The following is a 24,977-nucleotide window of genomic DNA, read 5'->3' as shown; positions in this document are numbered from 1 at the left end:
ACTCACGCATCATCTGAAGTTGATGTTCTTATCGCTGGTCATGTCGTACAGCTGGAATTTACGACCCAGCTGCTGACCACCGTCACGCGTCAGCGGCGTCCAGCCAATTGCCGCACGGCTGCGGGTTGGGCCTGACGAGAACAGATCCAGCGGAATGGAGACGTACACGCCTTTGGTGAAGTCCCCTTCCCCGTACTCGTCCGGCGAGACGTTAGTGATCGTGGCATAGCCACCGACCACCACACCGCTGTCGAAGTGTTTAGAGATATCCAGCGTGCCGCCTTTATCCCCCGCCAGATACTGACCAACGCTGGCTTTCACCAGTACGTCCGGGGCAAACGACGGCGTCCAGTAGGCCGTCAGGTGGCCGGTTTTAACGCTGTAGTCGGTGAACTTCATCATGTCCTGCGCGCTGCGCCAGTCACGCTGTTTCACGTAGTTGGCATCAAGACCAAACGCCCAGTTGCTGTCTACTGGACGGTAGAGCACTTCAGCCCCCGCGCCGCCAAACATCGTTTCCAGATAACCGCCGTAAACCTGGCCGTAGAAACCGTTACCAAAGTACTGGAAGTAGTTGGCCTGCAGGTTGTTTACGTAAGCGTCGTTCTGCACATATTCACGTACGCGAGTACGCACGCGCGGCAGCTTCGAGTCGTTCGGCGGGTTGGTATAGTTGAACTTGTCGTAGTTGTTGGCAAGGTTACCGAACAGGCTGCCGGTGGTCAGCAGGTGGTCGGTGACCCACAGATCCGCCGTCGCCATGACGCCCAGCTGATACATGTAGAAGTTTTCTGGCCCACCAACAGACTGGTTCAGTACCGGATCGATATGGAAATCAAAGCGCGACTTATCGATATACCAGCCCTGCTCGGTAGTGTCTGGCACCACTGGCTCAACGCGTTTTTGCACCAGTTCGGTTTCATGCCCCAGCGGTTCGCCTTCCAGATGGCGCTTAAGGCTGGCGACATCCGTTTCCGTCGTGACCTGCGGCATGTTCAGACGGTTTTCGGTCACGCGGATCGTGCTGATCCCGTCCGGCAGATCGTTCATGATGATCCGGTTGGCACGTTCGATCCCTTCCCGCGAGTCGCGGTATTTCACCTGCTCGCCGGTCACGTACAGCGTATCGCCTTTCACCTGAATCTTCGGATCCGCCAGACCGGCGTTGTATTTCAGCAGGGTCAGCTGGTTCGCCACGACGGAGTGCTGCAGAATGGCATCCTGCGGCTCCGGCTGGTAGGCAGGCCGCGCGTTGTCGTTGTAGTGTGGCCGCATATCGTTAAAGTTGGTACGCAGCGTCACGCCAAACATCACGGTATTGCCACGCTCATAGCTGAGGTTAACGTCAGCCCAGTCAGCCACACGGTAAATGGCACCGACGTTAAATTTGCTCTTCTGCTCAATCTTGCCGGCGAAATCCTGTGAATAATCATTCCCTTCGTATTCCAGCTTCAGGCGCAGCGGCTGCCAGGGCGTCTGGTACTCTACGCCGCCAAACAGCGAGGCCGGGCCGTGGAACATCTGGTCGCCGTTGATGGAGCCCGCTTTCTGATAGCTGTTATCGCGATAGCAATATTTGTCGCTGTAGGAGCAAAACGGGTTTTTCACGTTGCCGCTGGTGCCCAGATACCCCCAGCCGAGACCGAGTGAGAAATCAAACGGTCCCCAGGCTTTGCTGGCCACCACGTATTCCGCATCAAACAGACCGGTACCGCCGATATCCCGCGCGCCAACGGAGACCTGCGGCATCCAGTAACTCTCTTCCCACAGACGCAGCTTCACGTCGAACGCTTTATCTTTGTAGGTCTGATCGCCGGAGAAGGACTCGACGCTGCTGTACCGTTTGGTGCGCACATCAGTGTAGCGCAGCGTGGTTTCGAGCCACGGAAACAGCTGCACAGCGGCGGAGTAGTAGCGATACTGATCGTTATCACGGTAGTTGAGGCTGATTTCCCCTTCCCGCGCCATGCGCGCGGTAGGCGTTTGCAGTAAACCGACGCCGCCGAAATCTGACTGAGACGGGCCAATGGGTGCCGGATACGTTTCTGCATGGCAGGCGGCACTCACGCACAACGCCAGCATGCTATAGAGATAGGTTCTTTTCATTATTCCGGTATCCGCTGTTTCAGGGAGTGAAGGATATCGGCGTTCAGCCCGTCATATGCCTTCGTCCAGAAATGGTCGGCAAAACCGACAAAAATGACGCTGCCTGGCATCGGTTCGATATGGCGTTTATTCCAGTAGGCTACCGGTGCTTTTTGCGTTTGGCCGTCCGGGTACACCACCCATGCGTAGCTCTTATCCGCACCGCTCAACAAATTTTGTTCATCGAGATAGCTCGCCACATCGCGACCCGGCATAAACGGCTTGTCACCGGGACTGCTGACAAGCCCGAACACGGTAATGGTAGAAGGCTGAACAGGTAGCCAGAGCGTGTACTCACCTTCCAGTGACGGGTTAGCCGTTTCCGCGACGCGAACGTGGTCCGGATCGAGATTGACCGGCAACCGTCCGGTGACCTTCAGCGCCTTAAGCTGCTGGCGAAGGCTGTTAATGGCCGCCGCGTCGTCACCCTCTTCCTGCTCCGCCAGCCCTGTTAGCCTGGCGAGCAGCGCGTTGTGTTGTTGCTCCGCCACCACCGTCGCCTGTCGTTCACTGATGACCGCACCCGGCCACCAGCTGTTCGCCAGCCTTGGCTGGCCGACGAGATCGATTAAGTGTCCGGCGTTGGTCAATGTTTTAGGCTTCGTATTGTCCTGCGTATAGACTTTCACCGTCCCGGCAGACCATGCGAGCGGCGTAGCAAAGCTTGCGATCAGCGCCACGCGAATAAGTGTTTTCATGATTTCGCGGCCTTGATCAGCGTGGTTTTGACCGGGAAAAATCCGGCACCAAGATACTGTAACGACTGGCGTATCTGGCCGTCATCGTCCACCCAGAAGCGGTTATGCCAGGTTGCCTGATCGGTAGTGACCTCTTCATCCAGCACGCGAACCCGAGTTTCGTCGCTGCCCACATTGACGCTGTCCGTGCCATCCCAGCGGAAGGTGGAGCGGGCGGTGGCATAGCGAACCTGCTTGTGTTCGGTCCAGCCCATCGTGCGGGTCCAGCTTGCCCCGTCGGTTATCTGGTTCGGCGTGTTCAGCGGATCGGCGGCGAGATTGTTGACTTCAAGCAGGTTGTCGCCCCCGAGCAGGGTTTTCACGATACGGCTATGCTGCGTTACGATGGTGGCCTGATCCTGCGTCACCCATTTCTGCTGCCCGTTTTCATCGAAAGCGAGCACCACAAACAGCTGTGGGCCATCGTTGAGCTGCATGTACTGACTGGCATAGGGCATGTTCTGAAGTTCGTCATCGGTCAGATGCACGCCCGGCGTACCGAACATGCTTTCCCACAGTGAATGGCCCAGCCCTTTGGTGGTGGCCGAGCACGCCTGCAAAAGCAGACAAATCAGGATGATCCCAGGTCGCTTCACGACTCTTCTCCGCATTATTGCCGGGTGATGCTGCGCTTACCCGGTCTACAGGTCCCGAAGGCTACTGAAAAGCCAGAATAACCACACCGAAGTGTGGTTATGATTAAAACACCCGTTATTACTGGGTGCTGGTGGTCGTGGTGGTCGTGGTTCCGGTATTGGAGCCATCACCGCCACCGGTTGCCGCCAGGGCGACACCCACGGCTGAACTTACGGTGCTGGCGCTGGACGCGGTAGAAATCCCCGCAGACGCAGACGTCGCAGCCGAACCTGCCGCTTCTCCGACCTGAACCGGAGCCGCATTAACAGATGTCGCCGCAAGCGCAGATATGGCGAAAATGCCATACAGTACTTTCTTCATAAGAATTTCCCTTCATTTAATGAATGGAGATTTGCCCAAAAAGAATTTCAGGCGGATTCGAGTATACACAACTAAAGGTGAGGGTTTGCCGTAGGGGTAAATAGACGAAGGGTTTTCGGACAATTGGATAAAATGGAAACAAAAGAACGATTAGGTAATAACATAAGCTATATAAATCAATGGAATAGAATTAGATCCCGTGACGGTAATTATCCGTATTTTCCTAAAATAAACCGCAACAATTAACAGGTTAACGGCTATTTTCAGATTAAACTCACTGCCGGAATTTGAGTTTAATAACAGACATCAGGAATTATCCGATAAAAAAATGCCGGCATTTCGCCGGCACTTTTTCATGACACTTTAATTACGCGCGCCATGCTTTATAACGGTTGATCAGACCATTTGTGGAGCTGTCGTGGCTGTTAATCGCGTTATCGTCACCCAGTTCAGGCAGGATACGGTTTGCCAGCTGTTTACCCAGCTCAACGCCCCACTGGTCAAAGGTGAAGATGTTCAGGATAGCGCCCTGAGTGAAGATCTTATGCTCGTACAGGGCAATCAGCGCACCCAGGCTGAACGGCGTAATTTCGCGCAGCAGGATGGAGTTGGTTGGACGGTTGCCTTCGAACACTTTGAACGGCACAACGTGGTCCAGCGTGGCCGGATCTTTACCCTGGTCGCGGTATTCCTGCTCAACCACGTCACGAGACTTACCGAACGCCAGCGCTTCAGTCTGTGCGAAGAAGTTAGACAGCAGCTTCGGATGGTGGTCTGACAGCGGGTTATGGGTAATGGCCGGGGCGATGAAATCGCACGGGACCATTTTGGTGCCCTGGTGGATCAGCTGATAGAACGCATGCTGGCCGTTAGTGCCTGGCTCGCCCCAGATGATTGGGCCAGTCTGGTAATCCACTGCGTTACCGTTACGGTCAACGTATTTACCGTTGGATTCCATGTTGCCCTGCTGGAAGTAGGCCGCAAAACGGTGCATGTACTGGTCGTATGGCAGAATCGCTTCGGTTTCAGCCCCGAAGAAGTTGTTGTACCAGATACCAATCAGCGCAAGCAGCACAGGCAGGTTTTTCTCAGGTGCGGTGGTGGAGAAGTGTTTATCCATCGCATGCGCGCCGGAGAGCAGCTCAACAAAGTTGTCGAAGCCGACGGAGAGGATGATCGACAGGCCGATAGCGGACCACAGAGAGTAACGCCCCCCCACCCAGTCCCAGAACTCGAACATGTTCGCAGTGTCGATACCGAACTCGCTAACGGCTTTCCCGTTGGTCGACAGCGCGGCGAAGTGTTTCGCCACGTGCTTGTTGTCGCCTGCGGTTTTCAGGAACCAGTCGCGCGCGCTGTGGGCGTTGGTCATGGTTTCCTGAGTGGTGAAGGTTTTAGACGCGACCAGGAACAGGGTCGTTTCCGGATTCACGTTCTTCAGCACCTCGGCGATGTGGGTACCATCGACGTTAGAAACAAAGTGCATGTTGAGGTGGTTTTTGTATGGGCGCAGCGCTTCGGTGACCATGAATGGGCCAAGGTCAGACCCGCCGATACCGATGTTAACGACATCCGTAATCGGTTTGCCGGTGTAGCCTTTCCAGCTTCCGGAGATGATCGCTTCAGAGAAAGCTTTCATCTTTTCCAGCACCGCGTTCACTTCCGGCATCACATCTTTGCCGTCAACGATAATCGGAGTATTGCTACGGTTACGCAGCGCCACGTGCAGCACGGCACGGTCTTCGGTGCGGTTGATCTTCTCACCGGAGAACATGGATTTGATGGCGTCGGCCAGCTCAGTCTCTTTCGCCAGATCCTGCAGCTTCGCCAGCGTTTCTTCGGTAATGCGGTTTTTGGAGAAATCCACCAGCATCAGGTCATCGAAGGTCGCGGAGAACTTATTGAAACGATCGGCATCTTTCGCGAACAGGTCCGCGATGGTGACGTCTTTCATTTCATCATAATGTTTCTGTAGTGCCTGCCAGGCAGCGGTCTGCGTTGGGTTGATGTTTTTCATTAGCAATACTCTTCTGATTTGAGAATTGTGACTGCGGTCGATTGTAGCGCCTGCAAATAAAAATTGTGATGGTTTTTATGCCATTGCCCTGGCCTGCATCAAACACAGGTGAAAAGACCCGAAAAGTATAGCTGCTGAAACGCCCTTCAGGGGCGGCGAAATGTCGGTCAAAAGGCGGTAAAAAGAAGCATAAAATATGGCCCTGTTATAAGTCCTGTTACTGAGGGGTACCCCCCCATAAAAAATCCGCATAATCCCAGCATTGACAGGACCTCCCCCACATTTTATTTATAGGGCCGTATTTTGCGCCTGCACCTGTTCTCGTTTCATTCTTGTGCCAAGGTCGCTTTATTCATTCCCTGACACGAGGTTGTTATGACGAGTTTTGTGGTCGCCAAATTTGGCGGCACCAGTGTGGCCGATTACGATGCCATGAACCGCAGCGCCGATGTGGTGCTGGCCGATCCGAATACCCGCCTGGTGGTGCTTTCCGCCTCTGCTGGCGTGACGAACCTGCTGGTTTCTCTGTCTGAAGGACTGGAAGCAACCGAACGTTTCGTTAAGCTGGACGCACTGCGCAAAATTCAGTTCAACATCCTTGAACGTCTGCAGAATCCGAACGTGATCCGTGAGGAAGTGGAACGCCTGCTGGAAAATATCACTACCCTGGCTGAAGCCGCCTCTCTGGCGACCTCCACCGCGCTGACCGATGAACTGGTCAGCCACGGCGAGCTGATGTCCACGCTGCTGTTCGTGGAGATCCTCCGCGAGCGTAACGTCCATGCCCAGTGGTTTGACGTGCGCAAAGTCATGCGCACCAGCGATCGCTTTGGCCGTGCCGAGCCGGATGTTGAAATGCTGGCCGAGCTGACCCAGCAGCAGCTGGCTCCGCGCCTGGCAGAAGGGATGGTGATCACTCAGGGCTTTATCGGTAGCGAAGCCAAAGGCCGTACAACAACGCTTGGCCGCGGCGGCAGTGACTATACGGCAGCCCTGCTCGGCGAAGCGCTGCATGCCACCCGTGTGGATATCTGGACTGACGTGCCGGGTATTTACACCACCGACCCGCGCGTGGTCTCTGCGGCGAAACGCATTGATGTGATCGCGTTTGAAGAGGCGGCCGAAATGGCCACCTTCGGCGCGAAAGTATTGCACCCGGCGACGCTGTTGCCGGCCGTGCGCAGCGATATCCCGGTCTTCGTTGGCTCCAGTAAGGATCCCAAAGCAGGCGGTACGCTGGTGTGCAAGAAAACCGAAAACCCGCCATTGTTCCGAGCGCTGGCCCTGCGCCGCCGCCAGACGCTGGTGACGCTGCACAGCCACAATATGCTGCATTCTCGCGGTTTCCTGGCGGAAGTGTTTGGCATCCTCGCGCGCCATAATATCTCCGTGGATTTGATCACCACATCCGAAGTGAGCATCGCGCTGACGCTGGACACCACCGGCTCCACGTCAACCGGCGACACCCTGCTGACGCAGTCGTTGCTGATCGAACTCTCTGAGTTGTGCCGCGTGGAAGTGGAAGAAGATCTGGCGCTGGTTGCCATCATCGGCAACAAGCTGTCGCGTGCCTGCGGCGTGGGCAAAGAGGTCTTCGGCGTACTCGACCCGTTCAGCATTCGTATGATTTGCTACGGCGCCTCCAGCTACAACCTCTGCTTCCTGGTGCCAGCCGATCAGGCCGAGCAGGTCGTGCAAAAACTTCATCAGAATTTGTTTGAATAAAATTCGTTAGCACGATAAACAATACCTATAAGCCGGGCACAGACCCGGCTTTTTTATAACTAAACAACACGACAATACTGCAAGGACTATCTATGTTATCCGCCATCACCCGGCTGTTCCCGTTGTGGGCACTGCTGCTTTCCGTACTCGCGTATTACACTCCCACCCACTTTACGGGCATTGGCCCATGGGTCACGACGCTGCTGATGCTGATTATGCTCGGCATGGGCGTACACCTGAAAATTGACGACTTCAAACGCGTTCTGTCGCGCCCGGCCCCCGTAGCGGCAGGAATTTTCCTGCACTACCTGGTCATGCCGCTTGCGGCGTGGCTGCTGGCCATGGCCTTTAAAATGCCGCCAGATTTATCCGCCGGTATGGTGCTGGTCGGCAGCGTGGCCAGCGGCACGGCATCCAATGTGATGATTTACCTGGCAAAAGGTGATGTGGCGCTCTCGGTGACCATCTCTTCCGTTTCAACGCTGGTGGGCGTGATTGCCACGCCGCTGTTAACGCGTCTGTATGTGGATGCGCAGATTCAGGTAGACGTCATGGGGATGCTGCTCAGTATTCTGCAGATTGTGGTGATCCCGATTGCGCTGGGCCTGGTGATTCACCATCTGTTCCCGCGCGTGGTCAAAGCCGTTGAACCGTACCTGCCTGCCTTCTCGATGGTCTGCATTCTGGCTATCATCAGCGCTGTGGTTGCCGGCTCTGCATCGCACATTGCCTCAGTGGGCTTTGTGGTGATCATCGCGGTGATGTTGCATAACACCCTTGGTCTTTTGGGCGGTTACTGGGGCGGGAAGCTGTTTGGTTTCGACGAATCTACCTGTCGTACGCTGGCAATCGAAGTGGGGATGCAAAACTCGGGGCTGGCCGCAGCACTGGGCAAGATCTACTTCTCGCCGCTGGCGGCCCTGCCGGGTGCGCTGTTCTCCGTCTGGCATAATCTGTCCGGCTCGCTGCTGGCAGGCTACTGGTCAGGCAAACCCATTAATGAGCCCGCGAAAAAAGATGCAGTGAAACAGGGTTAATTTCCTTCGCTTGCTTTACACTGGAGCCTCCCCTTCAGGAGGCTTCAGCAATGGCTACACCACGTTTGACCCAGAAAGACATGACGGAAGCTGAGCAGCGCGAACTGAAAACGCTCCTCGACCGCGCTCGTATCGCCCATGGCCGCACGCTGACTAACGCCGAAACCAATCAGGTTAAAAAAGAGTACATCGATAAATTGATGGCTCAGCGTGAAACTGAGGCGAAACAAGCCCGCAAGCTGAAAAAAGAGCAGGCTTATAAACCCGATAAAGAAGCGACCTTTTCCTGGTCAGCCAATACCTCACCCCGTGGAAGGCGCTAATTAGCGCCCTTTCTTTTTACGGCCCGGCTGGACGAAGCGTTTGCCCGCAGGCTTGCCGCGGCTTTTCTCTTCTGATGGCGGCGCTTTCACCACCGGGCGCTTAATGGCCTGGGTTTTCGGTTTGGCTTTCGTTTTTGGCTTCGCTTCAGACGATGAATTCTCGATGAGCCTGAACAGCTCGATCAGTTCGTCATCCGTTAAATCACGCCACTCGCCCAGTGGAATACCGGACAGACTCACGTTCATAATGCGCGTACGTTCGAGCTTCACCACGTCATAACCGAAGTGCTCGCACATCCGGCGGATCTGACGGTTTAAGCCCTGCACAAGGGTAATGCGGAAAGCAAACGGCGCCTCTTTCTTCACCTTGCACTTCTTCGTGACGGTCCCCAGAATCGGCACACCTGCGCCCATACCGCGGATAAAGTCGTCCGTGACCGGCTTATTGACCGTAACGATGTACTCTTTCTCGTGGTCGTTACCGGCACGCAGAATTTTGTTCACCAGATCGCCGTGGTTGGTCAGGAAAATCAGCCCCTGTGAGTCTTTATCAAGGCGGCCAATCGGGAAGATACGGCTGCTGTGATTAACGAAATCAACAATGTTGTCCCGCTCGCCGTCTTCCGTGGTACTGACGATGCCAACCGGCTTATTCAACGCGATAAATACCAGGTCTTCCGCATCACGCGGTTCAATGAGCTGACCATTCACTTTGACCACGTCACCGGGGACGACCTGGTCACCGATGGTGGCGCGTTTGCCGTTGAGGAACACGTTACCCTGTTCAATGTAACGGTCCGCCTCGCGACGTGAGCAGATCCCGCTCTCGCTAATGTATTTGTTTAATCGTGTTGATTGAGTTGGCAGCATAGTTTCTCCTGTAAAGGCGAAATATACCTTAGGTTTGGGCTGGTAAAAAGATTAGCCGACGGTTACCGGGCATCATGCCCGGCGTAAACCTGCTGGTTTTGTGGTTAACCACCTTATCAAGGCGCTTTCAGAGATTAATATTCATCTCGATCGTCGTCTTCATCCGGCTGCTCCATGACGCTATAAGCGACCGCGCAGAATAACGAGTTGAGACGCTTCATGTCCCCCAGCAACCCCAGGTGCAGGGAGCTGGTTTCAATGCTCTGGACGTTCTGCTGGTGCAGTCGTTCAACGTGGGCGTGCGAGTAGCGCCGGTTGAGGATACGGAAGCGATGTTTGTTACGACGCAAGCGGCGTGCGCTCGGTACGTCGCTGGAGAAGAAGACCAGCATTGCCAGCTTCAGGTTGCTCAGCAACTGCTCGTGCAGCGCCTCCAGCTCCTTCAGGCCTTCAACCGAGAAGGCGCGGCGCGCGGCAAGGGATTTGTCAGCAATTTCACTTCCCATACGCTCAACGATATCCGAGGCCTGCTCGAGGTTAAGCGACATTTCGATGATTTCCGCCCAGCGGCGGGACTCTTCCTCTGCCAGTTCATCCTGCGGAATACGCGCCAGGTAGAGCTTGATAGCGGTATAGAGCACGTTGATATCGTCCGCCAGCCTGCGCAGCTCTTTCTCTTCTCGCGGCTCTCCGTGCATGACCTTTTGCAGCCCTTCAAGCATCGTTTCCATGGCATCGCCCATGCGCAGCGTCTCGCGCGCGGCATTAGCCAGCGCCAGCGCCGGGGTATCCAGCGCGGAAGTGTCCAGATGCTTAGGTTTCAGACGCGCATCCAGCTCCGGTTCATCCCGGATAAGCCGTTCGCAGAAGCGGGCCATGGGTTCAGCAAAAGGCACCATCGCCAGACAACGCACCAGGTTGTAAAACACGTGGAAATAGATAACCAGCTCAGCCTTCGGTAACGGGAGATTGTCCATCAGGTTGGCCAGCGGATAGACAAACGGCAGAATAATCAGGCTGCCCACCAGCTTAAACAGCAGGCTTCCGAGCGCCACGCGCCGGGCAGCAGCGTTTGCGGCGCTGTTATTGAGCATCGCCAGCAGGCCAGATCCAAGGTTGGCCCCGATCACCAGACACAGCGCGACCGGGAACGAGATCGCCCCCGCGGCGGTTAACGTCGCCGTCAGCAGCACAGCGGCCAGGCTGGAGTAACTGACGATGGCAAATACCGCGCCGATCAACGCATCCAGCATGATGTCCCCGGTCAGCGAGGCAAAGATGACCTGAACGCCGTTGGCCTCGGTGATGGGGGTCACCGCCTGCACAATCAGCTCCAGCGCCAGCAGGATTAACCCAAGGCCAATCCCCACGCGGCCAAGCTGTCCGGCACGCGTCTGCTTACGGCCAAGAAAGAAGATGACACCGATAAAAATCAGCAGCGGCGACAGCCAGGAGAGATCGAAGGTGAGGATACGCGCCATCAGCGCGGTCCCCACGTCAGCGCCCAGCACAATGACCAGCGCGGGTGCCAGCGCCACCAGATCCTGCGCCACAAACGAGGTCACGAGCAGGGTCGTCGCATTACTGCTCTGCACCAGTGCCGTCACGCCGATGCCCGCGCAGAAGGCGAGCGGCTTCTTCTCAACGCTGCTGCTGAGAACGGTGCGTAAGCGCGCGCCAAAGACGCGCATAACGCCGGTACGGACAATATGCGTGCCCCATACCAGCAGTGCTACTGCGGAAAGCAAGTGTAACAGGGTCAGCACGGAAGGTTCTCCTCCTTATCGTTCTACGTTTTTATGATTCAGTATAAGGGTTTAAACGTAAGAAAGAGACAGGGCGCCCAATGAGCGCCCTGTTTGTTGTAAGGAAAAGTGACGTTAGTCAGCGTCGTAGCCTAAATTGGGTGCCAGCCAGCGTTCAACCTCTGAGACACTCATGCCTTTGCGAAGGGCGTAATCTTCAATCTGATCGCGCTGCAGCTGCGCGACGGCGAAGTATTTGCTGTCGGGATGGCTGAAATACCAGCCGGACACCGATGCCCCAGGCCACATGGCGAAAGACTCGGTAAGCTTCATGCCGGTATGGGCTTCTACATCCAGCAATGTCCAGATAGTGCCCTTTTCGGTGTGTTCCGGGCAGGCTGGATAGCCCGGAGCCGGACGAATCCCCTGGTAGTTTTCGCGGATCAGCTCCTCGTTGCTGAGGTTCTCATTGGCCGCGTAGCCCCAGTGTACCTTGCGCACGCGCTCGTGGAGATACTCTGCGAAGGCTTCCGCCAGACGATCGGCAATCGCTTTCACCATGATTTTATTGTAATCATCGTGCTGTGCGTCGAACGCCTCCGCCAGCGCATCTTCCTCAAGACCCCCGGTCACGGCAAACGCCCCGATATAATCCGCTTTCCCGGAAAGCTTCGGTGCAACGAAATCGGCCAGGCAGTAGTTAGCAAAGCCCACTTTCTCGGTTTGCTGGCGCAGATGGCGACTTACTGCCAGCACGTGCGTGCGGGTCTCGTCGCGATAAATTTCGATGTCGTCGCCCACACGGTTCGCCGGGAACAGGCCCACCACGCCGCGCGGGTTGAGGCTTTTCTGCGCACTCAACTGGTCAAGCATTTCGTTGGCGTCGTTGAACAGGCGTTTGGCTTCTTCCCCGACCACCTCATCTTCAAGGATGCGGGGATATTTGCCCGCCAGTGACCAGGTCATGAAGAACGGTGTCCAGTCGATGTAGTTACGCAGCGTCTCGATGCTGGCAGTGACGTCCTGAACGCCCAAACGATGCGCCACAGGGGGCGTATAGCTGGCCCAGTCAAACGCCAGATCGTTATCGCGTGCGGCCTGGAGTGTCACCGGCGGCGTCCGCGGTTTCTTACGGCCATGCTGAATACGCACGGTCTCGTACTCTTTGCGGGTACGCTCGACAAAATCATCGCGCTGGGTGGCAGACAACAATGCCGACACGACGCCCACGGTACGCGAGGCGTTTTGCACATAAACCGTCGGGCCACTGTAGTTCTGCTCGATTTTCACCGCCGTGTGCGCTTTGGACGTTGTCGCCCCGCCAATCAGCAGTGGAATGGTAAAGCCCTGACGCTCCATCTCTTTCGCCACGTTGACCATCTCGTCCAGCGACGGGGTAATCAGCCCGGAGAGTCCAATCAGGTCAGCATTCACTTCGCGCGCAGTTTTGAGGATTTTATCCGCCGGCACCATCACGCCAAGATCGATAATCTCGTAGTTATTACACTGCAGTACGACGCCCACAATGTTCTTACCGATGTCATGCACGTCGCCCTTCACGGTGGCGATCACCATTTTACCGTTGCTGGAGCCTTTCTCTTTGCTGGCTTCGATAAAGGGTTCGAGATAGGCCACCGCCTGCTTCATGACGCGTGCGGATTTCACCACCTGCGGCAGGAACATTTTGCCTTCGCCAAACAGATCGCCGACCACGTTCATGCCGTCCATCAACGGCCCTTCGATCACTTCAATCGGGCGCGTGGATTGCTGACGTGCTTCTTCGGTGTCCTGTTCAATAAACTCGGTAATTCCTTTAACGAGTGAGTATTCCAGACGTTTTTTCACGTCCCAGGCACGCCACTCCGCCTGCTGAATATTTACCGATGCATCGGATTTACTGCCGCGGTATTTCTCGGCCAGATCCAGCATGCGCTCGGTGGCGTCATCACGCCGGTTGAGGATCACGTCTTCTACGGCGTCGCGCAGTTCCGCCGGCAGGTCGTCGTAAATGGCCAGCTGTCCGGCGTTAACGATCCCCATGTCCATACCGTTACGGATAGCGTAATAGAGGAACACGGCGTGGATAGCTTCACGCACCGGATCGTTACCGCGGAAGGAGAATGACACGTTCGATACGCCGCCGGAGATCAGCGCATGCGGCAGCTCGCGTTTGATGTCTTCACACGCGCCGATAAAGTCCTGCGCGTAGTTATTGTGCTCTTCAATGCCGGTGGCAACCGCGAAGATGTTGGGGTCGAAGATGATGTCTTCCGGCGGGAAGCCCACCTCTTCGGTCAGAATTTTGTATGCGCGGCGACAAATCTCAATTTTGCGCGCACGGGTATCGGCCTGGCCCATTTCATCGAAGGCCATCACCACCACGGCGGCACCATAACGGCGCACCATCTTCGCATGGTGGATAAAGGTATCAACGCCTTCTTTCATCGAGATGGAGTTAACAATGCCTTTACCCTGAATACACTTCAGCCCTTTCTCGATGACTTCCCACTTAGAGGAGTCAATCATGATCGGCACCCGGGCAATGTCCGGCTCGCCGGCAATCAGGTTGAGGAAGCGCACCATCGCCGCTTCGGCGTCGAGCATCCCCTCATCCATATTGATGTCGATGATCTGGGCGCCGCTCTCAACCTGCTGGCGGGCCACGTCCAGCGCTTCACTGTACTTCTCTTCTTTAATCAGCCGTTTGAATTTCGCCGAACCGGTCACGTTAGTCCGCTCCCCGACGTTCACAAACAGGCTGTCGTCACCGATGGTCAACGGCTCAAGGCCGGCCAAACGGCAGGCAACCGGCAGCGTAGGCAGTTGACGCGGCGGCAGACCCGCCACCGCATTGCTCATCGCGGCAATATGCTCTGGCGTGGTACCGCAGCAACCACCGACGATATTCAGAAAACCGGATTCGGCCCACTCGCGGATTTGCGCCGCCATGGTGTCTGCATCCAGATCGTATTCACCAAAGGCATTCGGCAGACCGGCGTTCGGGTGTGCGGTGACATAGCATTCAGCGATGCGCGAAAGTTCCTGCACATACTGGCGCAGCTCATCAGGACCCAGCGCGCAGTTCAGGCCGAAAGAGAGCGCTTCAGCGTGACGCAGGGAGTTGTAAAAAGCTTCTGTGGTCTGGCCGGAGAGGGTACGACCAGAGGCGTCGGTGATGGTACCGGAAATCATGATCGGCAGGTCGACGCCCAGCGCCTCGAACTCCTCTTTCACCGCGTAAATCGCGGCTTTGGCATTGAGGGTGTCGAATACCGTTTCAATCAGGATCAGATCGGAACCGCCTTCCACCAGCGCTTTGGTCGATTCACGATATGCCGCCACCAGCTGATCAAAGCTGATGTTACGAAAGGCCGGGTCGTTCACATCGGGTGAAATCGACGCGGTACGGTTGGTCGGGCCAAGCACCCCGGCCACGTAGCGCGGTTTGTCCGGCGTACGGGCTGTCCATTCATCAGCGCAGGCGCGGGCCAGCTTTGCCGCGGCAAGGTTTATCTCCGCCGACAGGGATTCCATCTGGTAATCCGCCATGGCGATGGTTGTCGAGTTAAAGGTGTTGGTTTCGACGATATCCGCACCCGCCTCGAAATACGCGTTGTGGATCGCCGAAATGACCTGTGGTTTGCTGAGCACCAGAAGGTCGTTGTTACCTTTGAGGTCGCATGGCCAGTCGGCGAAACGCTCGCCGCGGAAATCGTCTTCACTCAGACGATAGCTCTGGATCATGGTACCCATGCCGCCGTCCAGCACCAGAATTCGTTTATTTAACTGCGCACGCAGTTGCTCTACTTTGCTGCTCACACTTGCTCCCGACAACGCTCAACCAGGCCAAAAGGCCAGCAGTCCATACTGGCACAATCTCGCAGGGTGTAAAAGTCACACAGCGGTAACATGAGACATGTTCACTATCACTCATCCGATCAGTCAGGATAACGGTTGCAAAATCACCAAATAAAACGAAAATGATTTCCACGATACAGAAAAAGGAGTTCGTCATGGTCACGACCGTTCCCGCTAAACGCGGCAGAAAACCTGCTGCCACCACCGCCGCCTCTCAGGGCGGACAGGTTCAATCGCTCACGCGCGGTTTGAAGCTGCTGGAATGGATAGCCGAGTCGCACAGCAGCGTGGCCCTGACAGAGCTGGCACAGCAGGCTGGCCTGCCGAACTCAACGACCCATCGACTGTTGACCACGATGCAGCAGCTGGGCTTTGTGCGCCAGGTGGGCGAGCTGGGACACTGGGCGGTGGGCGCACATGCGTTTATCGTCGGCAGCAGCTTCCTGCAGAGTCGCAACCTGCTGGCGATTGTGCACCCTATTCTGCGTAAACTGATGGAAGATTCCGGCGAGACGGTAAACCTGGCCGTGCTCGACCAGAGCGACCATCAGGCCATTATCATCGACCAGGTACAGTGCACCCAGCTAATGCGTATGTCGGCACCAATTGGCGGCAAGCTGCCGATGCATGCCTCCGGGGCGGGGAAAGCGTTTCTGTCGCAGCTCAGCGAAGAGCAGGTCACCGGGCTGCTGCACCGGAAAGGGCTGCACGCCTACACCCACGCCACGCTGGTCTCACCGGTACATCTGAAAGAAGATCTGGCCCTGACCCGCAAGCGCGGCTATTCGTTTGATGACGAGGAGCATGCGTTAGGCCTGCGCTGTATTGCAGCCTGCATCTTTGACGAGCACCGCGAGCCGTTTGCCGCCATTTCGATCTCCGGACCGATTTCCCGTATGACCGATGACCGCGTCACGGAGTTAGGTGCGCTGGTGATTAAGGCGGCGAAAGAGGTCACGCTGGCATATGGCGGGATTCGATAACATCGGGTGCACCTGAATCCCTCTCCCGTCGGGAGAGGGGGCATTACACCGCATATCGGATGCAAAACCGTTGTTTGCGGCGATAGGCATACACATCTTCCACATGCCCATTCTTGATGCGCGTCTGCAGGCCCCGCCAGTAGCTGGCGCGGAACAGGTCATCATGCATCTCTTCAAACAGTGGCCTGATGCGCGGGTCAGCGCACAGCCAGTGGCGAAACTCCTCAGGAAAGACATCTCCCGGTGAGATGCTGTACCACGGCTCGCCGGACAGTTCATCTTCCGGATAGCGGGGCTGCGGTATATCGCGGAAATTCACCTCAGTCATATAGCAAATTTCATCATAATCGTAGAACACCACCCGCCCGTGACGGGTGACCCCGAAGTTTTTAAACAGCATGTCACCCGGGAAGATATTCGCGGCGGCAAGCTGACGGATAGCGTTGCCGTATTCTTCAATGGCATCACGCAGTGCCTGACCTTCGGACTGCTCCAGCCAGATATTGAGTGGGATCATGCGGCGTTCGATATAGAGATGGCTGATGGCAATTTTGTCACCCAGATCGGTGATTTTCGCCGGCGCTTCCTGCAGTAATAACGCCATTAATGCCGGATCGATCTGCTGCTTATCCAGCACAAAGTTCTCGAACTCCTGGGTGTCCGCCATTCGCCCGACGCGATCGTGCTCTTTAACCAGCTGGTAGCAGGCGCGGACGTGAGCAGCGGTCATCTCCTTCTGCGGCGCGAACGTATCTTTGATGACCTTAAATACCCGATCAAAACCCGGCAGGGTAAAGACCAGCATCACCATGCCGCGAATACCGGGGGCTTCGATAAATTGCTCATCTGCCGTGGTGACATAGCGCAGATATTCCCGATAGCTTTCCGTCTTGGCGTGCTTCTGACAGCCAATGGCCATGTACAGCTCGGCGGTGGTTTTCCCCGGGAGGATCTCGCGCAACCACTCCACCAGAGCAGCAGGCAGCGGGGCATACACCATAAAGTAGGAGCGGGCGAAACCAAAGACAATGCTGGCCTCGGCGCTGGTTGTCAGGCAGGTATCAACAAACAGTTCACCGTCATCGGTACGATGGATGGGTAACAGAAACGGCACAATGGCCGACGGTGTCATCAGTTTACCGACCAGCCAGGCGGCCTTATTACGGTAAAAAAGCTCATTGGCAACCTGCAAATGGCTTTGCCCGAGCACCTCTTCGCCGAAGGTCTCCTTGAGATGCGCAGAGATATAGCCGATATCACGGGTTTTATTCTCCCAGGGCAAACGCAGCGGCAAATCCGTTAATACGCGATGCAGGAGTTTTTCCCAGCCGCGATCGGGAAAGAAATCCTTCGCCAGCGGACGCGGAATAGTGCGAAAGCGGCGTTCCGGCTGAGAGCTAAAGATAAATAACCGCTCAGGAGATAATGAGCGGTGGTCAAATAACCGGCAATAGACGGAGTTGAAAAAGCTCTCCGCAATCTCGAAGCGCGGGTAATCAGGTAACAGATGGGTGTAATGCTCCTTCACGCGCAGTAAAAACTCCGCGTCAGGGATTTTGCCGTCGGTAATGCAGCGCAACTGCTCCACTACCAGACCCACATGGTGGTCGTAAAGGTGGATTCGCTGCTTCATGGCCTGCTGAACCGCATGCCAGTCGGCGTGCTCAAAACGCTGCTGCGCGCCGGATGTGACTTCCAGGAAACGTCCGTACTGGGCATCGAAGCCCTGCAGAATAGTTTGGGCAATCAGTAATTCCAGACCACGCGACATTGTTCATGCTCCCTCACCCCGGCCCCCTCCCGACGGGAGAGGGAGTATGTTCACAGGCCCGGTAGCGTGCCACCGGGCGTTACACGGCTCAGAACTGGGCTTCTTCCGTCGATCCCGTTAAGGCGGTGACGGAGGAGGTGCCCCCCTGGATGATAGTGGTCACGTTATCGAAGTAACCGGTCCCGACCTCCTGCTGATGCGAAACGAAGGTATAGCCCTCTTTACCGGCAGCAAATTCCGGCTGCTGCACCTTCTCAACGTAATGCTTCATGCCTTCACCCTGCGCGTAGGCATGCGCCAGGTCGAACATGTTGAACCACATGCTGTGAATGCCAGCCAGCGTGATGAACTGATATTTGTAGCCCATGTCGGACAGCTGCTGCTGGAAGCTGGCGATGGTTTTATCGTCCAGTTTCTTCTGCCAGTTGAAGGACGGCGAGCAGTTATAGGCCAGCAGTTTGCCTGGATATTTGGCGTGGATAGCATCGGCAAAGCGTTTTGCCAGCGCCAGGTCCGGCGTGGAGGTTTCGCACCAGACCAGGTCCGCATACGGTGCATATGCCAGCCCACGGCTGATCGCCTGTTCAATGCCAGCATGGGTACGATAAAACCCTTCGCTGGTGCGTTCACCGGTAATGAACTCGCTGTCGTAAGGATCGCAGTCAGAGGTGATCAGGTCAGCCGCATCCGCATCGGTACGGGCAATCACCAGCGTAGGTACGCCGAGCACGTCAGCCGCCAGACGCGCCGCAACCAGCTTCTGAATCGCTTCCTGGGTTGGGACAAGGACTTTCCCGCCCATGTGTCCGCATTTCTTCACTGACGCCAGCTGGTCTTCGAAGTGAACGGCCGCTGCACCGGCCTCAATCATCGATTTCATCAGCTCAAAGGCGTTCAGCACGCCGCCGAATCCCGCTTCCGCATCCGCGACGATCGGCAGGAAATAGTCAATAAAACGCGGATCGTTTGGCTCAATGCCTGTCGCCCACTGGATCTGATCCGCACGGCGGAAGGTGTTGTTGATCCGATCCACCACGGTTGGTACCGAGTTTGCCGGATAGAGCGACTGATCCGGATACATGCTGGAGGCCAGGTTGGCGTCCGCCGCAACTTGCCAGCCGGAAAGATAGATGGCTTCGATGCCGGCTTTCGCCTGCTGCAGGGCCTGGCCGCCAGTCAGCGCGCCGAGGCTATTGATGTAACCTTTTTTGGCACCGCCGTGCAGCAGCTCCCACATTTTCGCCGCGCCGCGCTGCGCCAGGGTACATTCCGGATTGACCGAGCCACGCAATTTCACCACCTCTTCCGCGCTATACGGGCGGCGGATGCCTTCCCAGCGAGGTTGGGTCCACTCTTTCTTCAATTCTTCGATTTGTTGGGTACGGGTTTTCATGTGCAGATGCTCCATATTGTTGTGGGGTGAATTACGCCAGGAAGCGGTAGCCCGGCAGGGTCAGGAAGTCGATTAAGTCATCGGATGTGGTGATTTGCTCCATCAGGCGTGCGGCGTCATCAAAACGTCCGCTGCTGAAGCGGTGTTCACCCAGTTCGTCCTGGATCACCCGCATCTCTTCAGCCAGCATCTGACGGAACAGGGATTTGGTCACCGGCTTGCCGTTGCTGAGCGTTTTTTGATGGTGGATCCACTGCCAGATTGAGGTGCGAGAGATTTCGGCGGTAGCGGCATCTTCCATCAGGCCGTAGATCGGCACGCAGCCGTTACCGGAGATCCACGCTTCAATGTACTGGACGGCTACGCGGATATTGGCGCGCATGCCCTCTTCCGTACGCTCGCCCGCACACGGTGCCAGCAGGTGTTCTTCAGCCGTTGGGGCATCCTCATCACGCGTCACAAACAGCTGGTTTTTGTTCTCACCAAGTACGCGGTTGAAGACGTCCATTGCCGTATCCGCCAGACCCGGATGCGCGATCCACGTTCCGTCATGGCCATTTCGTGCTTCAAGCTCTTTATCGGCTTTCACCTTGTTGAGCACCTGATTGTTACGTTCAGCATCTTTGCTTGGGATAAATGCTGCCATTCCCCCCATCGCAAAGGCCCCACGCTTGTGGCAGGTCTTAATCAACAGGCGTGAGTAGGCACTCAGGAACGGTTTATCCATGGTGACAACCTGGCGATCCGGCAGTACACGATCGGGATGATTTTTCAGGGTTTTGATGTAGCTGAAGATGTAATCCCAGCGTCCACAGTTCAGCCCAACAATATGGTCGCGCAGCGCATGCAGAATTTCGTTCATCTGGAACACGGCAGGTAGCGTTTCAATCAGCAGGGTGGCTTTAATGGTGCCGCGCGGCAGGTTGAAACGATCTTCCGTGAAGCTAAACACTTCACTCCACCAGGCCGCTTCCTGCCAGGCCTGTGTTTTCGGCAGATAGAAATAGGGGCCGCTGCCTTTTGCCAGCAGATTCTTGTGGTTGTGGAAGAAATAGAGGGCGAAGTCAAACAGACTGCCCGGAATGGCTTCGCCACGCCAGGTGACATGCTTTTCAGGCAGATGCAGTCCACGTACGCGACAGATCAGAACCGCCGGATTGGGTTTCAGTTGATAGATTTTGCCGGCTTCGTTGGTATAGCTGATGGTGCCATTTACGGCATCGCGCAGATTGATTTGCCCGTCGATAACCTTATGCCAGTCCGGCGCCAGTGAGTCCTCAAAATCTGCCATAAAGACTTTTACGTTCGCGTTCATGGCGTTGATCACCATTTTGCGCTCCACCGGGCCGGTGATTTCGACGCGCCGATCCTGTAAATCATCCGGAATGCCGCGGATTTTCCACTCACCACGGCGAATGGAAGCGGTTTCCGAAATAAACCCAGGCAACTTGCCATCATCAATTTCCTGCTGCTGATGAATGCGTGCCGCCAGCAGCTTATTGCGCGCTGGCGTAAAGCGGGTCACCAGTTCGGTCAGGAATTCGACAACGTCTGCTGTCAAAATTTGCTGTTCTTGCTCGCCATGCGGCTGGGTAAAGGCCAGTTCATCGACCGTCGTTGCCTGTTGAGTCATTACTCTGCTCCTCATCAAAGATCCAAAATCACGCCCCCGATGCGAACGAAAGATCGTTGTGTAGTTTTCGCTCAGCAGAATTAAGACTATCTATATTTTTTCCAAAATCAAAAACAATTTCCATTTTAATTATTAAATGCATTTAACGCATTGATTAATATGAAATTAAAGTTTTATTGTTTGTTGAGTGACATTTCGGAAATGAAAAAGGCACCCGAAGGTGCCTGATGTGAATAGCTGAAACGCTTTAGGATCGTTTAGTGCAGAAGATTACTCCAGCGTTGGATTCATGTGGCGCAGATCGTATGGCGTGATCTGGTAGACGTAATAGTTGAGCCAGTTCGTAAACAGCAAATTCCCGTGGCTACGCCAGGTGGCTCTCGGTTTGTTCTGTGGATCGTTTTTGGGGAAATAGTTGTACGGAACGTCCGGATTCAGACCGGCTTCAACGTCACGGAAATACTCCGACGCGAGGGTGTTCGGATCGTACTCAGGATGGCCGGTAACAAAGGCAATGCGCTTGTCTTTACTGGCAAACAGGTAAGCATCCCCGTCTTCGGTTTCGGCCAGGATATCGAGATCGGTGTAATCACGAATCAGCTGTGCCGGGAAATCGGCGTAGCGCGAGTGTGGGGCCAGGAAGGAGTCATCGAACCCGCGCGTCAACAGGGCGTGAGGTTGGACAAGGTGGTGCTCGTAAACACCTGAAAGCTTCTCAGTGCGGGTTTGTTTGGGGATCCCATAGAGGATATTCAGGGCGGCTTGCACCGCCCAACAAACAAACAGCGTGGACGTGACGTGATCTTTAGCCCACTCCAGTACCTGTTTGATCTGCGGCCAGTAGGCAACATCATTAAATTCGACCAGGCCCAGCGGTGCACCGGTCACAATCAGCCCGTCGAAGTTTTCGTCGCGAATGTCGTCGAAGTTACAGTAAAAATTATTCAGATGCTCTGAAGGCGTATTTCGCGACTCACGGGCATCGATTCGCAGCAGCTGGATATCAACCTGCAGCGGCGAGTTCGAAAGCAAACGCAGGAACTGGTTCTCTGTTTCGATCTTTTTCGGCATCAGATTGAGAATAAGCACCTTCAGTGGGCGAATTTCCTGACCTGTAGCGCGTGAAGTCGTCATCACAAAGACGTTTTCATCACGTAAGAAATTGACGGCTGGTAGCTCGTCCTGCACCCGAATCGGCATAACCTCATATCCTCACAGCATACGTATAAACGTTTAGACATCCAGACAGCTAACGATACCCAGAAACAGGCTGAATGTCGAGTCTGCAAGCGGAAGGTGAGAAAGTTTCAAGGAGGAAGTAAGAAGCCCAAAAAGCAAAAAACCCCGCACCATACGGTACGGGGTTTTTTTAATTGATGCCTGGCAGTTCCCTACTCTCGCATGGGGAGACCCCACACTACCATCGGCGCTACGGCGTTTCACTTCTGAGTTCGGCATGGGGTCAGGTGGGACCACCGCGCTAAAGCCGCCAGGCAAATTCTGTTAATCTGTATCAGCTGAAAATCGTCTCTCTCACGCCAAAACACCTTCGGCGTTGTAAGGTTAAGCCTCACGGTTCATTAGTATCGGTTAGCTCAACGCATCGCTGCGCTTACACACCCGACCTATCAACGTCGTAGTCTTCAACGTTCCTTCAGGAGACTTAAAGTCTCAGGGAGAACTCATCTCGGGGCAAGTTTCGTGCTTAGATGCTTTCAGCACTTATCTCTTCCGCATTTAGCTACCGGGCAGTGCCATTGGCATGACAACCCGAACACCAGTGATGCGTCCACTCCGGTCCTCTCGTACTAGGAGCAGCCCCCCTCAATTCTCCAGCGCCCACGGCAGATAGGGACCGAACTGTCTCACGACGTTCTAAACCCAGCTCGCGTACCACTTTAAATGGCGAACAGCCATACCCTTGGGACCTACTTCAGCCCCAGGATGTGATGAGCCGACATCGAGGTGCCAAACACCGCCGTCGATATGAACTCTTGGGCGGTATCAGCCTGTTATCCCCGGAGTACCTTTTATCCGTTGAGCGATGGCCCTTCCATTCAGAACCACCGGATCACTATGACCTGCTTTCGCACCTGCTCGAGCCGTCACTCTCGCAGTCAAGCTAGCTTATGCCATTGCACTAACCTCCTGATGTCCGACCAGGATTAGCTAACCTTCGTGCTCCTCCGTTACTCTTTGGGAGGAGACCGCCCCAGTCAAACTACCCACCAGACACTGTCCGCAACCCGGATCACGGGTCTACGTTAGAACACCAGCCATTAAAGGGTGGTATTTCAAGGTTGGCTCCACGCAGACTGGCGTCCACGCTTCAAAGCCTCCCACCTATCCTACACATCAAGGACCAGTGTTCAGTGTCAAGCTATAGTAAAGGTTCACGGGGTCTTTCCGTCTTGCCGCGGGTACACTGCATCTTCACAGCGAGTTCAATTTCACTGAGTCTCGGGTGGAGACAGCCTGGCCATCATTACGCCATTCGTGCAGGTCGGAACTTACCCGACAAGGAATTTCGCTACCTTAGGACCGTTATAGTTACGGCCGCCGTTTACCGGGGCTTCGATCAAGAGCTTCGCGTTACCGCTAACCCCATCAATTAACCTTCCGGCACCGGGCAGGCGTCACACCGTATACGTCCACTTTCGTGTTTGCACAGTGCTGTGTTTTTAATAAACAGTTGCAGCCAGCTGGTATCTTCGACTGATTTCAGCTCCATCCGCAGGGACTTCACCTACATATCAGCGTGCCTTCTCCCGAAGTTACGGCACCATTTTGCCTAGTTCCTTCACCCGAGTTCTCTCAAGCGCCTTGGTATTCTCTACCTGACCACCTGTGTCGGTTTGGGGTACGATTTCGTGTTACCTGATGCTTAGAGGCTTTTCCTGGAAGCAGGGCATTTGTTACTTCAGCACCGTAGTGCCTCGTCATCACACCTCAGCGTTAACAAGGAACCGGATTTACCTGGAACCTCCGCCTACATGCTTAAACCGGGACAACCGTCGCCCGGCTAACATAGCCTTCTCCGTCCCCCCTTCGCAGTAACACCAAGTACAGGAATATTAACCTGTTTCCCATCGACTACGCCTTTCGGCCTCGCCTTAGGGGTCGACTCACCCTGCCCCGATTAACGTTGGACAGGAACCCTTGGTCTTCCGGCGAGCGGGCTTTTCACCCGCTTTATCGTTACTTATGTCAGCATTCGCACTTCTGATACCTCCAGCACCCCTCACAGGACACCTTCAACGGCTTACAGAACGCTCCCCTACCCAACAACGCATAAGCGTCGCTGCCGCAGCTTCGGTGCATGGTTTAGCCCCGTTACATCTTCCGCGCAGGCCGACTCGACCAGTGAGCTATTACGCTTTCTTTAAATGATGGCTGCTTCTAAGCCAACATCCTGGCTGTCTGTGCCTTCCCACATCGTTTCCCACTTAACCATGACTTTGGGACCTTAGCTGGCGGTCTGGGTTGTTTCCCTCTTCACGACGGACGTTAGCACCCGCCGTGTGTCTCCCGTGATAACATTCTTCGGTATTCGTAGTTTGCATCGGGTTGGTAAGCCGGGATGGCCCCCTAGCCGAAACAGTGCTCTACCCCCGAAGATGAGTTCACGAGGCGCTACCTAAATAGCTTTCGGGGAGAACCAGCTATCTCCCGGTTTGATTGGCCTTTCACCCCCAGCCACAAGTCATCCGCTAATTTTTCAACATTAGTCGGTTCGGTCCTCCAGTTAGTGTTACCCAACCTTCAACCTGCCCATGGCTAGAT

16 protein-coding genes, 1 rRNA gene and 4 other annotated features are annotated in these 24,977 nt (G+C 55.4%); of the genes, 4 read left to right on the top strand and 13 right to left on the bottom strand.

The genetic code is table 11. The features are described 5' to 3' along the window. Positions 1-9: 9 nt before the first annotated feature. The 5 genes from L462_RS03375 to pgi all read right to left on the bottom strand — a co-directional run bounded on the left by L462_RS03375 (position 10) and on the right by pgi (position 5,856). Positions 10-2,106, bottom strand: a complete 2,097-nt coding sequence (locus L462_RS03375; protein WP_014168189.1) for a YjbH domain-containing protein — start codon at positions 2,104-2,106, stop codon at positions 10-12. Continuing rightward, a complete protein-coding gene (locus L462_RS03380; protein WP_032679376.1) occupies positions 2,106-2,843 on the bottom strand; it encodes a capsule biosynthesis GfcC family protein in 738 nt (245 codons plus the stop codon). Before L462_RS03380 ends, L462_RS03375 begins: the two co-directional genes overlap by 1 nt. After that, on the bottom strand, positions 2,840-3,478 hold the full coding sequence (locus tag L462_RS03385) for a YjbF family lipoprotein (protein ID WP_020882855.1): 639 nt from the start codon (positions 3,476-3,478) through the stop codon (positions 2,840-2,842). The genes L462_RS03380 and L462_RS03385 overlap by 4 nt, the downstream gene beginning before the upstream one ends. 118 nt (positions 3,479-3,596) lie before the next feature. Next, positions 3,597-3,839: an exopolysaccharide production protein YjbE gene (yjbE, locus tag L462_RS03390; RefSeq protein WP_014168186.1), complete on the bottom strand. Its 243-nt coding sequence runs from the start codon at positions 3,837-3,839 to the stop codon at positions 3,597-3,599. A 367-nt stretch (positions 3,840-4,206) separates the two neighbouring features. Beyond that, the gene (gene pgi / locus L462_RS03395) at positions 4,207-5,856 is read right to left on the bottom strand and encodes a glucose-6-phosphate isomerase (RefSeq protein WP_020882856.1); all 1,650 of its coding nucleotides are present in this window, start codon (positions 5,854-5,856) and stop codon (positions 4,207-4,209) included. A 375-nt stretch (positions 5,857-6,231) separates the two neighbouring features. On the opposite strand from pgi, the gene lysC reads away from it, so the two are divergent. The 3 genes from lysC to L462_RS03410 all read left to right on the top strand — a co-directional run bounded on the left by lysC (position 6,232) and on the right by L462_RS03410 (position 8,941). Beyond that, positions 6,232-7,581: a lysine-sensitive aspartokinase 3 gene (gene lysC / locus L462_RS03400; RefSeq protein WP_014168184.1), complete on the top strand. Its 1,350-nt coding sequence runs from the start codon at positions 6,232-6,234 to the stop codon at positions 7,579-7,581. 92 nt (positions 7,582-7,673) lie between these two features. After that, complete coding sequence (panS, locus tag L462_RS03405; RefSeq protein WP_032679375.1) at positions 7,674-8,618, top strand: ketopantoate/pantoate/pantothenate transporter PanS; 945 nt, start codon at positions 7,674-7,676, stop codon at positions 8,616-8,618. 50 nt (positions 8,619-8,668) lie between these two features. Continuing rightward, a complete protein-coding gene (locus L462_RS03410) occupies positions 8,669-8,941 on the top strand; it encodes a YjbD family protein (RefSeq protein ID WP_014168182.1) in 273 nt (90 codons plus the stop codon). On the opposite strand, the gene rluF is transcribed toward L462_RS03410, so the two are convergent. From rluF to metH, 3 genes are all read right to left on the bottom strand, one after another. After that, positions 8,942-9,811 carry a 23S rRNA pseudouridine(2604) synthase RluF gene (rluF, locus tag L462_RS03415; protein ID WP_025206405.1) on the bottom strand — a complete coding sequence of 290 codons (870 nt, stop codon included), beginning with the start codon at positions 9,809-9,811 and terminating at the stop codon, positions 8,942-8,944. It lies immediately after the preceding gene. Positions 9,812-9,945: 134 nt separating this feature from the next. Next, positions 9,946-11,577: a Na/Pi cotransporter family protein gene (locus tag L462_RS03420; RefSeq protein WP_020882860.1), complete on the bottom strand. Its 1,632-nt coding sequence runs from the start codon at positions 11,575-11,577 to the stop codon at positions 9,946-9,948. 114 nt (positions 11,578-11,691) lie between these two features. Beyond that, a complete protein-coding gene (metH, locus tag L462_RS03425) occupies positions 11,692-15,375 on the bottom strand; it encodes a methionine synthase (protein WP_032679374.1) in 3,684 nt (1,227 codons plus the stop codon). Between the two features lie 194 nt (positions 15,376-15,569). Between metH and iclR the strand changes: the two genes are divergently transcribed. Beyond that, positions 15,570-16,397, top strand: coding sequence for a glyoxylate bypass operon transcriptional repressor IclR (gene iclR / locus L462_RS03430; protein ID WP_020882862.1), 828 nt, complete (start codon positions 15,570-15,572; stop codon positions 16,395-16,397). 43 nt (positions 16,398-16,440) lie between these two features. On the opposite strand, the gene aceK is transcribed toward iclR, so the two are convergent. The 5 genes from aceK to rrf form a co-directional block, all read right to left on the bottom strand. Beyond that, positions 16,441-18,168, bottom strand: a complete 1,728-nt coding sequence (gene aceK, locus L462_RS03435) for a bifunctional isocitrate dehydrogenase kinase/phosphatase (RefSeq protein ID WP_020882863.1) — start codon at positions 18,166-18,168, stop codon at positions 16,441-16,443. Positions 18,169-18,256: 88 nt separating this feature from the next. Further along, positions 18,257-19,561 (bottom strand): isocitrate lyase, encoded by a 1,305-nt coding sequence (gene aceA, locus L462_RS03440; RefSeq protein WP_032679373.1) that lies wholly within the window; start codon positions 19,559-19,561, stop codon positions 18,257-18,259. A 31-nt stretch (positions 19,562-19,592) separates the two neighbouring features. Then, positions 19,593-21,194 (bottom strand): malate synthase A, encoded by a 1,602-nt coding sequence (aceB, locus tag L462_RS03445; RefSeq protein ID WP_032679372.1) that lies wholly within the window; start codon positions 21,192-21,194, stop codon positions 19,593-19,595. A 270-nt stretch (positions 21,195-21,464) separates the two neighbouring features. Next, positions 21,465-22,394, bottom strand: coding sequence for a homoserine O-acetyltransferase MetA (gene metA, locus L462_RS03450; protein WP_014168174.1), 930 nt, complete (start codon positions 22,392-22,394; stop codon positions 21,465-21,467). 178 nt (positions 22,395-22,572) lie between these two features. Further along, positions 22,573-22,688: ribosomal RNA gene (gene rrf, locus L462_RS03455) — 5S ribosomal RNA — on the bottom strand. Between the two features lie 78 nt (positions 22,689-22,766). Beyond that, positions 22,767-23,639: a sequence feature (23S ribosomal RNA rRNA prediction is too short), on the bottom strand. A gap of 1 nt (position 23,640) precedes the next feature. Next, positions 23,641-24,400: a sequence feature (23S ribosomal RNA rRNA prediction is too short), on the bottom strand. A gap of 11 nt (positions 24,401-24,411) precedes the next feature. Further along, positions 24,412-24,852 (bottom strand) — a sequence feature (23S ribosomal RNA rRNA prediction is too short). 16 nt (positions 24,853-24,868) lie between these two features. Further along, positions 24,869-24,977 (bottom strand) — a sequence feature (23S ribosomal RNA rRNA prediction is too short).

Source organism: Enterobacter sp. BIDMC 26 (assembly GCF_000534435.1).
Lineage (GTDB): Bacteria > Pseudomonadota > Gammaproteobacteria > Enterobacterales > Enterobacteriaceae > Enterobacter > Enterobacter ludwigii.
This window is presented reverse-complemented; position numbering and strand designations above follow the sequence as displayed.

What these genes read in the sequence shown, in the direction of transcription:
- L462_RS03375 (WP_014168189.1), bottom strand. Translation starts at nt 2,106, where the DNA reads ATGAAAAGAACCTATCTCTATAGCATGCTGGCGTTGTGCGTGAGTGCC.
- L462_RS03380 (WP_032679376.1), bottom strand. Translation starts at nt 2,843, where the DNA reads ATGAAAACACTTATTCGCGTGGCGCTGATCGCAAGCTTTGCTACGCCG.
- yjbE (WP_014168186.1), bottom strand. Translation starts at nt 3,839, where the DNA reads ATGAAGAAAGTACTGTATGGCATTTTCGCCATATCTGCGCTTGCGGCG.
- pgi (WP_020882856.1), bottom strand. Translation starts at nt 5,856, where the DNA reads ATGAAAAACATCAACCCAACGCAGACCGCTGCCTGGCAGGCACTACAG.
- lysC (WP_014168184.1), top strand. Translation starts at nt 6,232, where the DNA reads ATGACGAGTTTTGTGGTCGCCAAATTTGGCGGCACCAGTGTGGCCGAT.
- panS (WP_032679375.1), top strand. Translation starts at nt 7,674, where the DNA reads ATGTTATCCGCCATCACCCGGCTGTTCCCGTTGTGGGCACTGCTGCTT.
- L462_RS03410 (WP_014168182.1), top strand. Translation starts at nt 8,669, where the DNA reads ATGGCTACACCACGTTTGACCCAGAAAGACATGACGGAAGCTGAGCAG.
- rluF (WP_025206405.1), bottom strand. Translation starts at nt 9,811, where the DNA reads ATGCTGCCAACTCAATCAACACGATTAAACAAATACATTAGCGAGAGC.
- iclR (WP_020882862.1), top strand. Translation starts at nt 15,570, where the DNA reads ATGGTCACGACCGTTCCCGCTAAACGCGGCAGAAAACCTGCTGCCACC.
- aceK (WP_020882863.1), bottom strand. Translation starts at nt 18,168, where the DNA reads ATGTCGCGTGGTCTGGAATTACTGATTGCCCAAACTATTCTGCAGGGC.
- aceA (WP_032679373.1), bottom strand. Translation starts at nt 19,561, where the DNA reads ATGAAAACCCGTACCCAACAAATCGAAGAATTGAAGAAAGAGTGGACC.
- aceB (WP_032679372.1), bottom strand. Translation starts at nt 21,194, where the DNA reads ATGACTCAACAGGCAACGACGGTCGATGAACTGGCCTTTACCCAGCCG.
- metA (WP_014168174.1), bottom strand. Translation starts at nt 22,394, where the DNA reads ATGCCGATTCGGGTGCAGGACGAGCTACCAGCCGTCAATTTCTTACGT.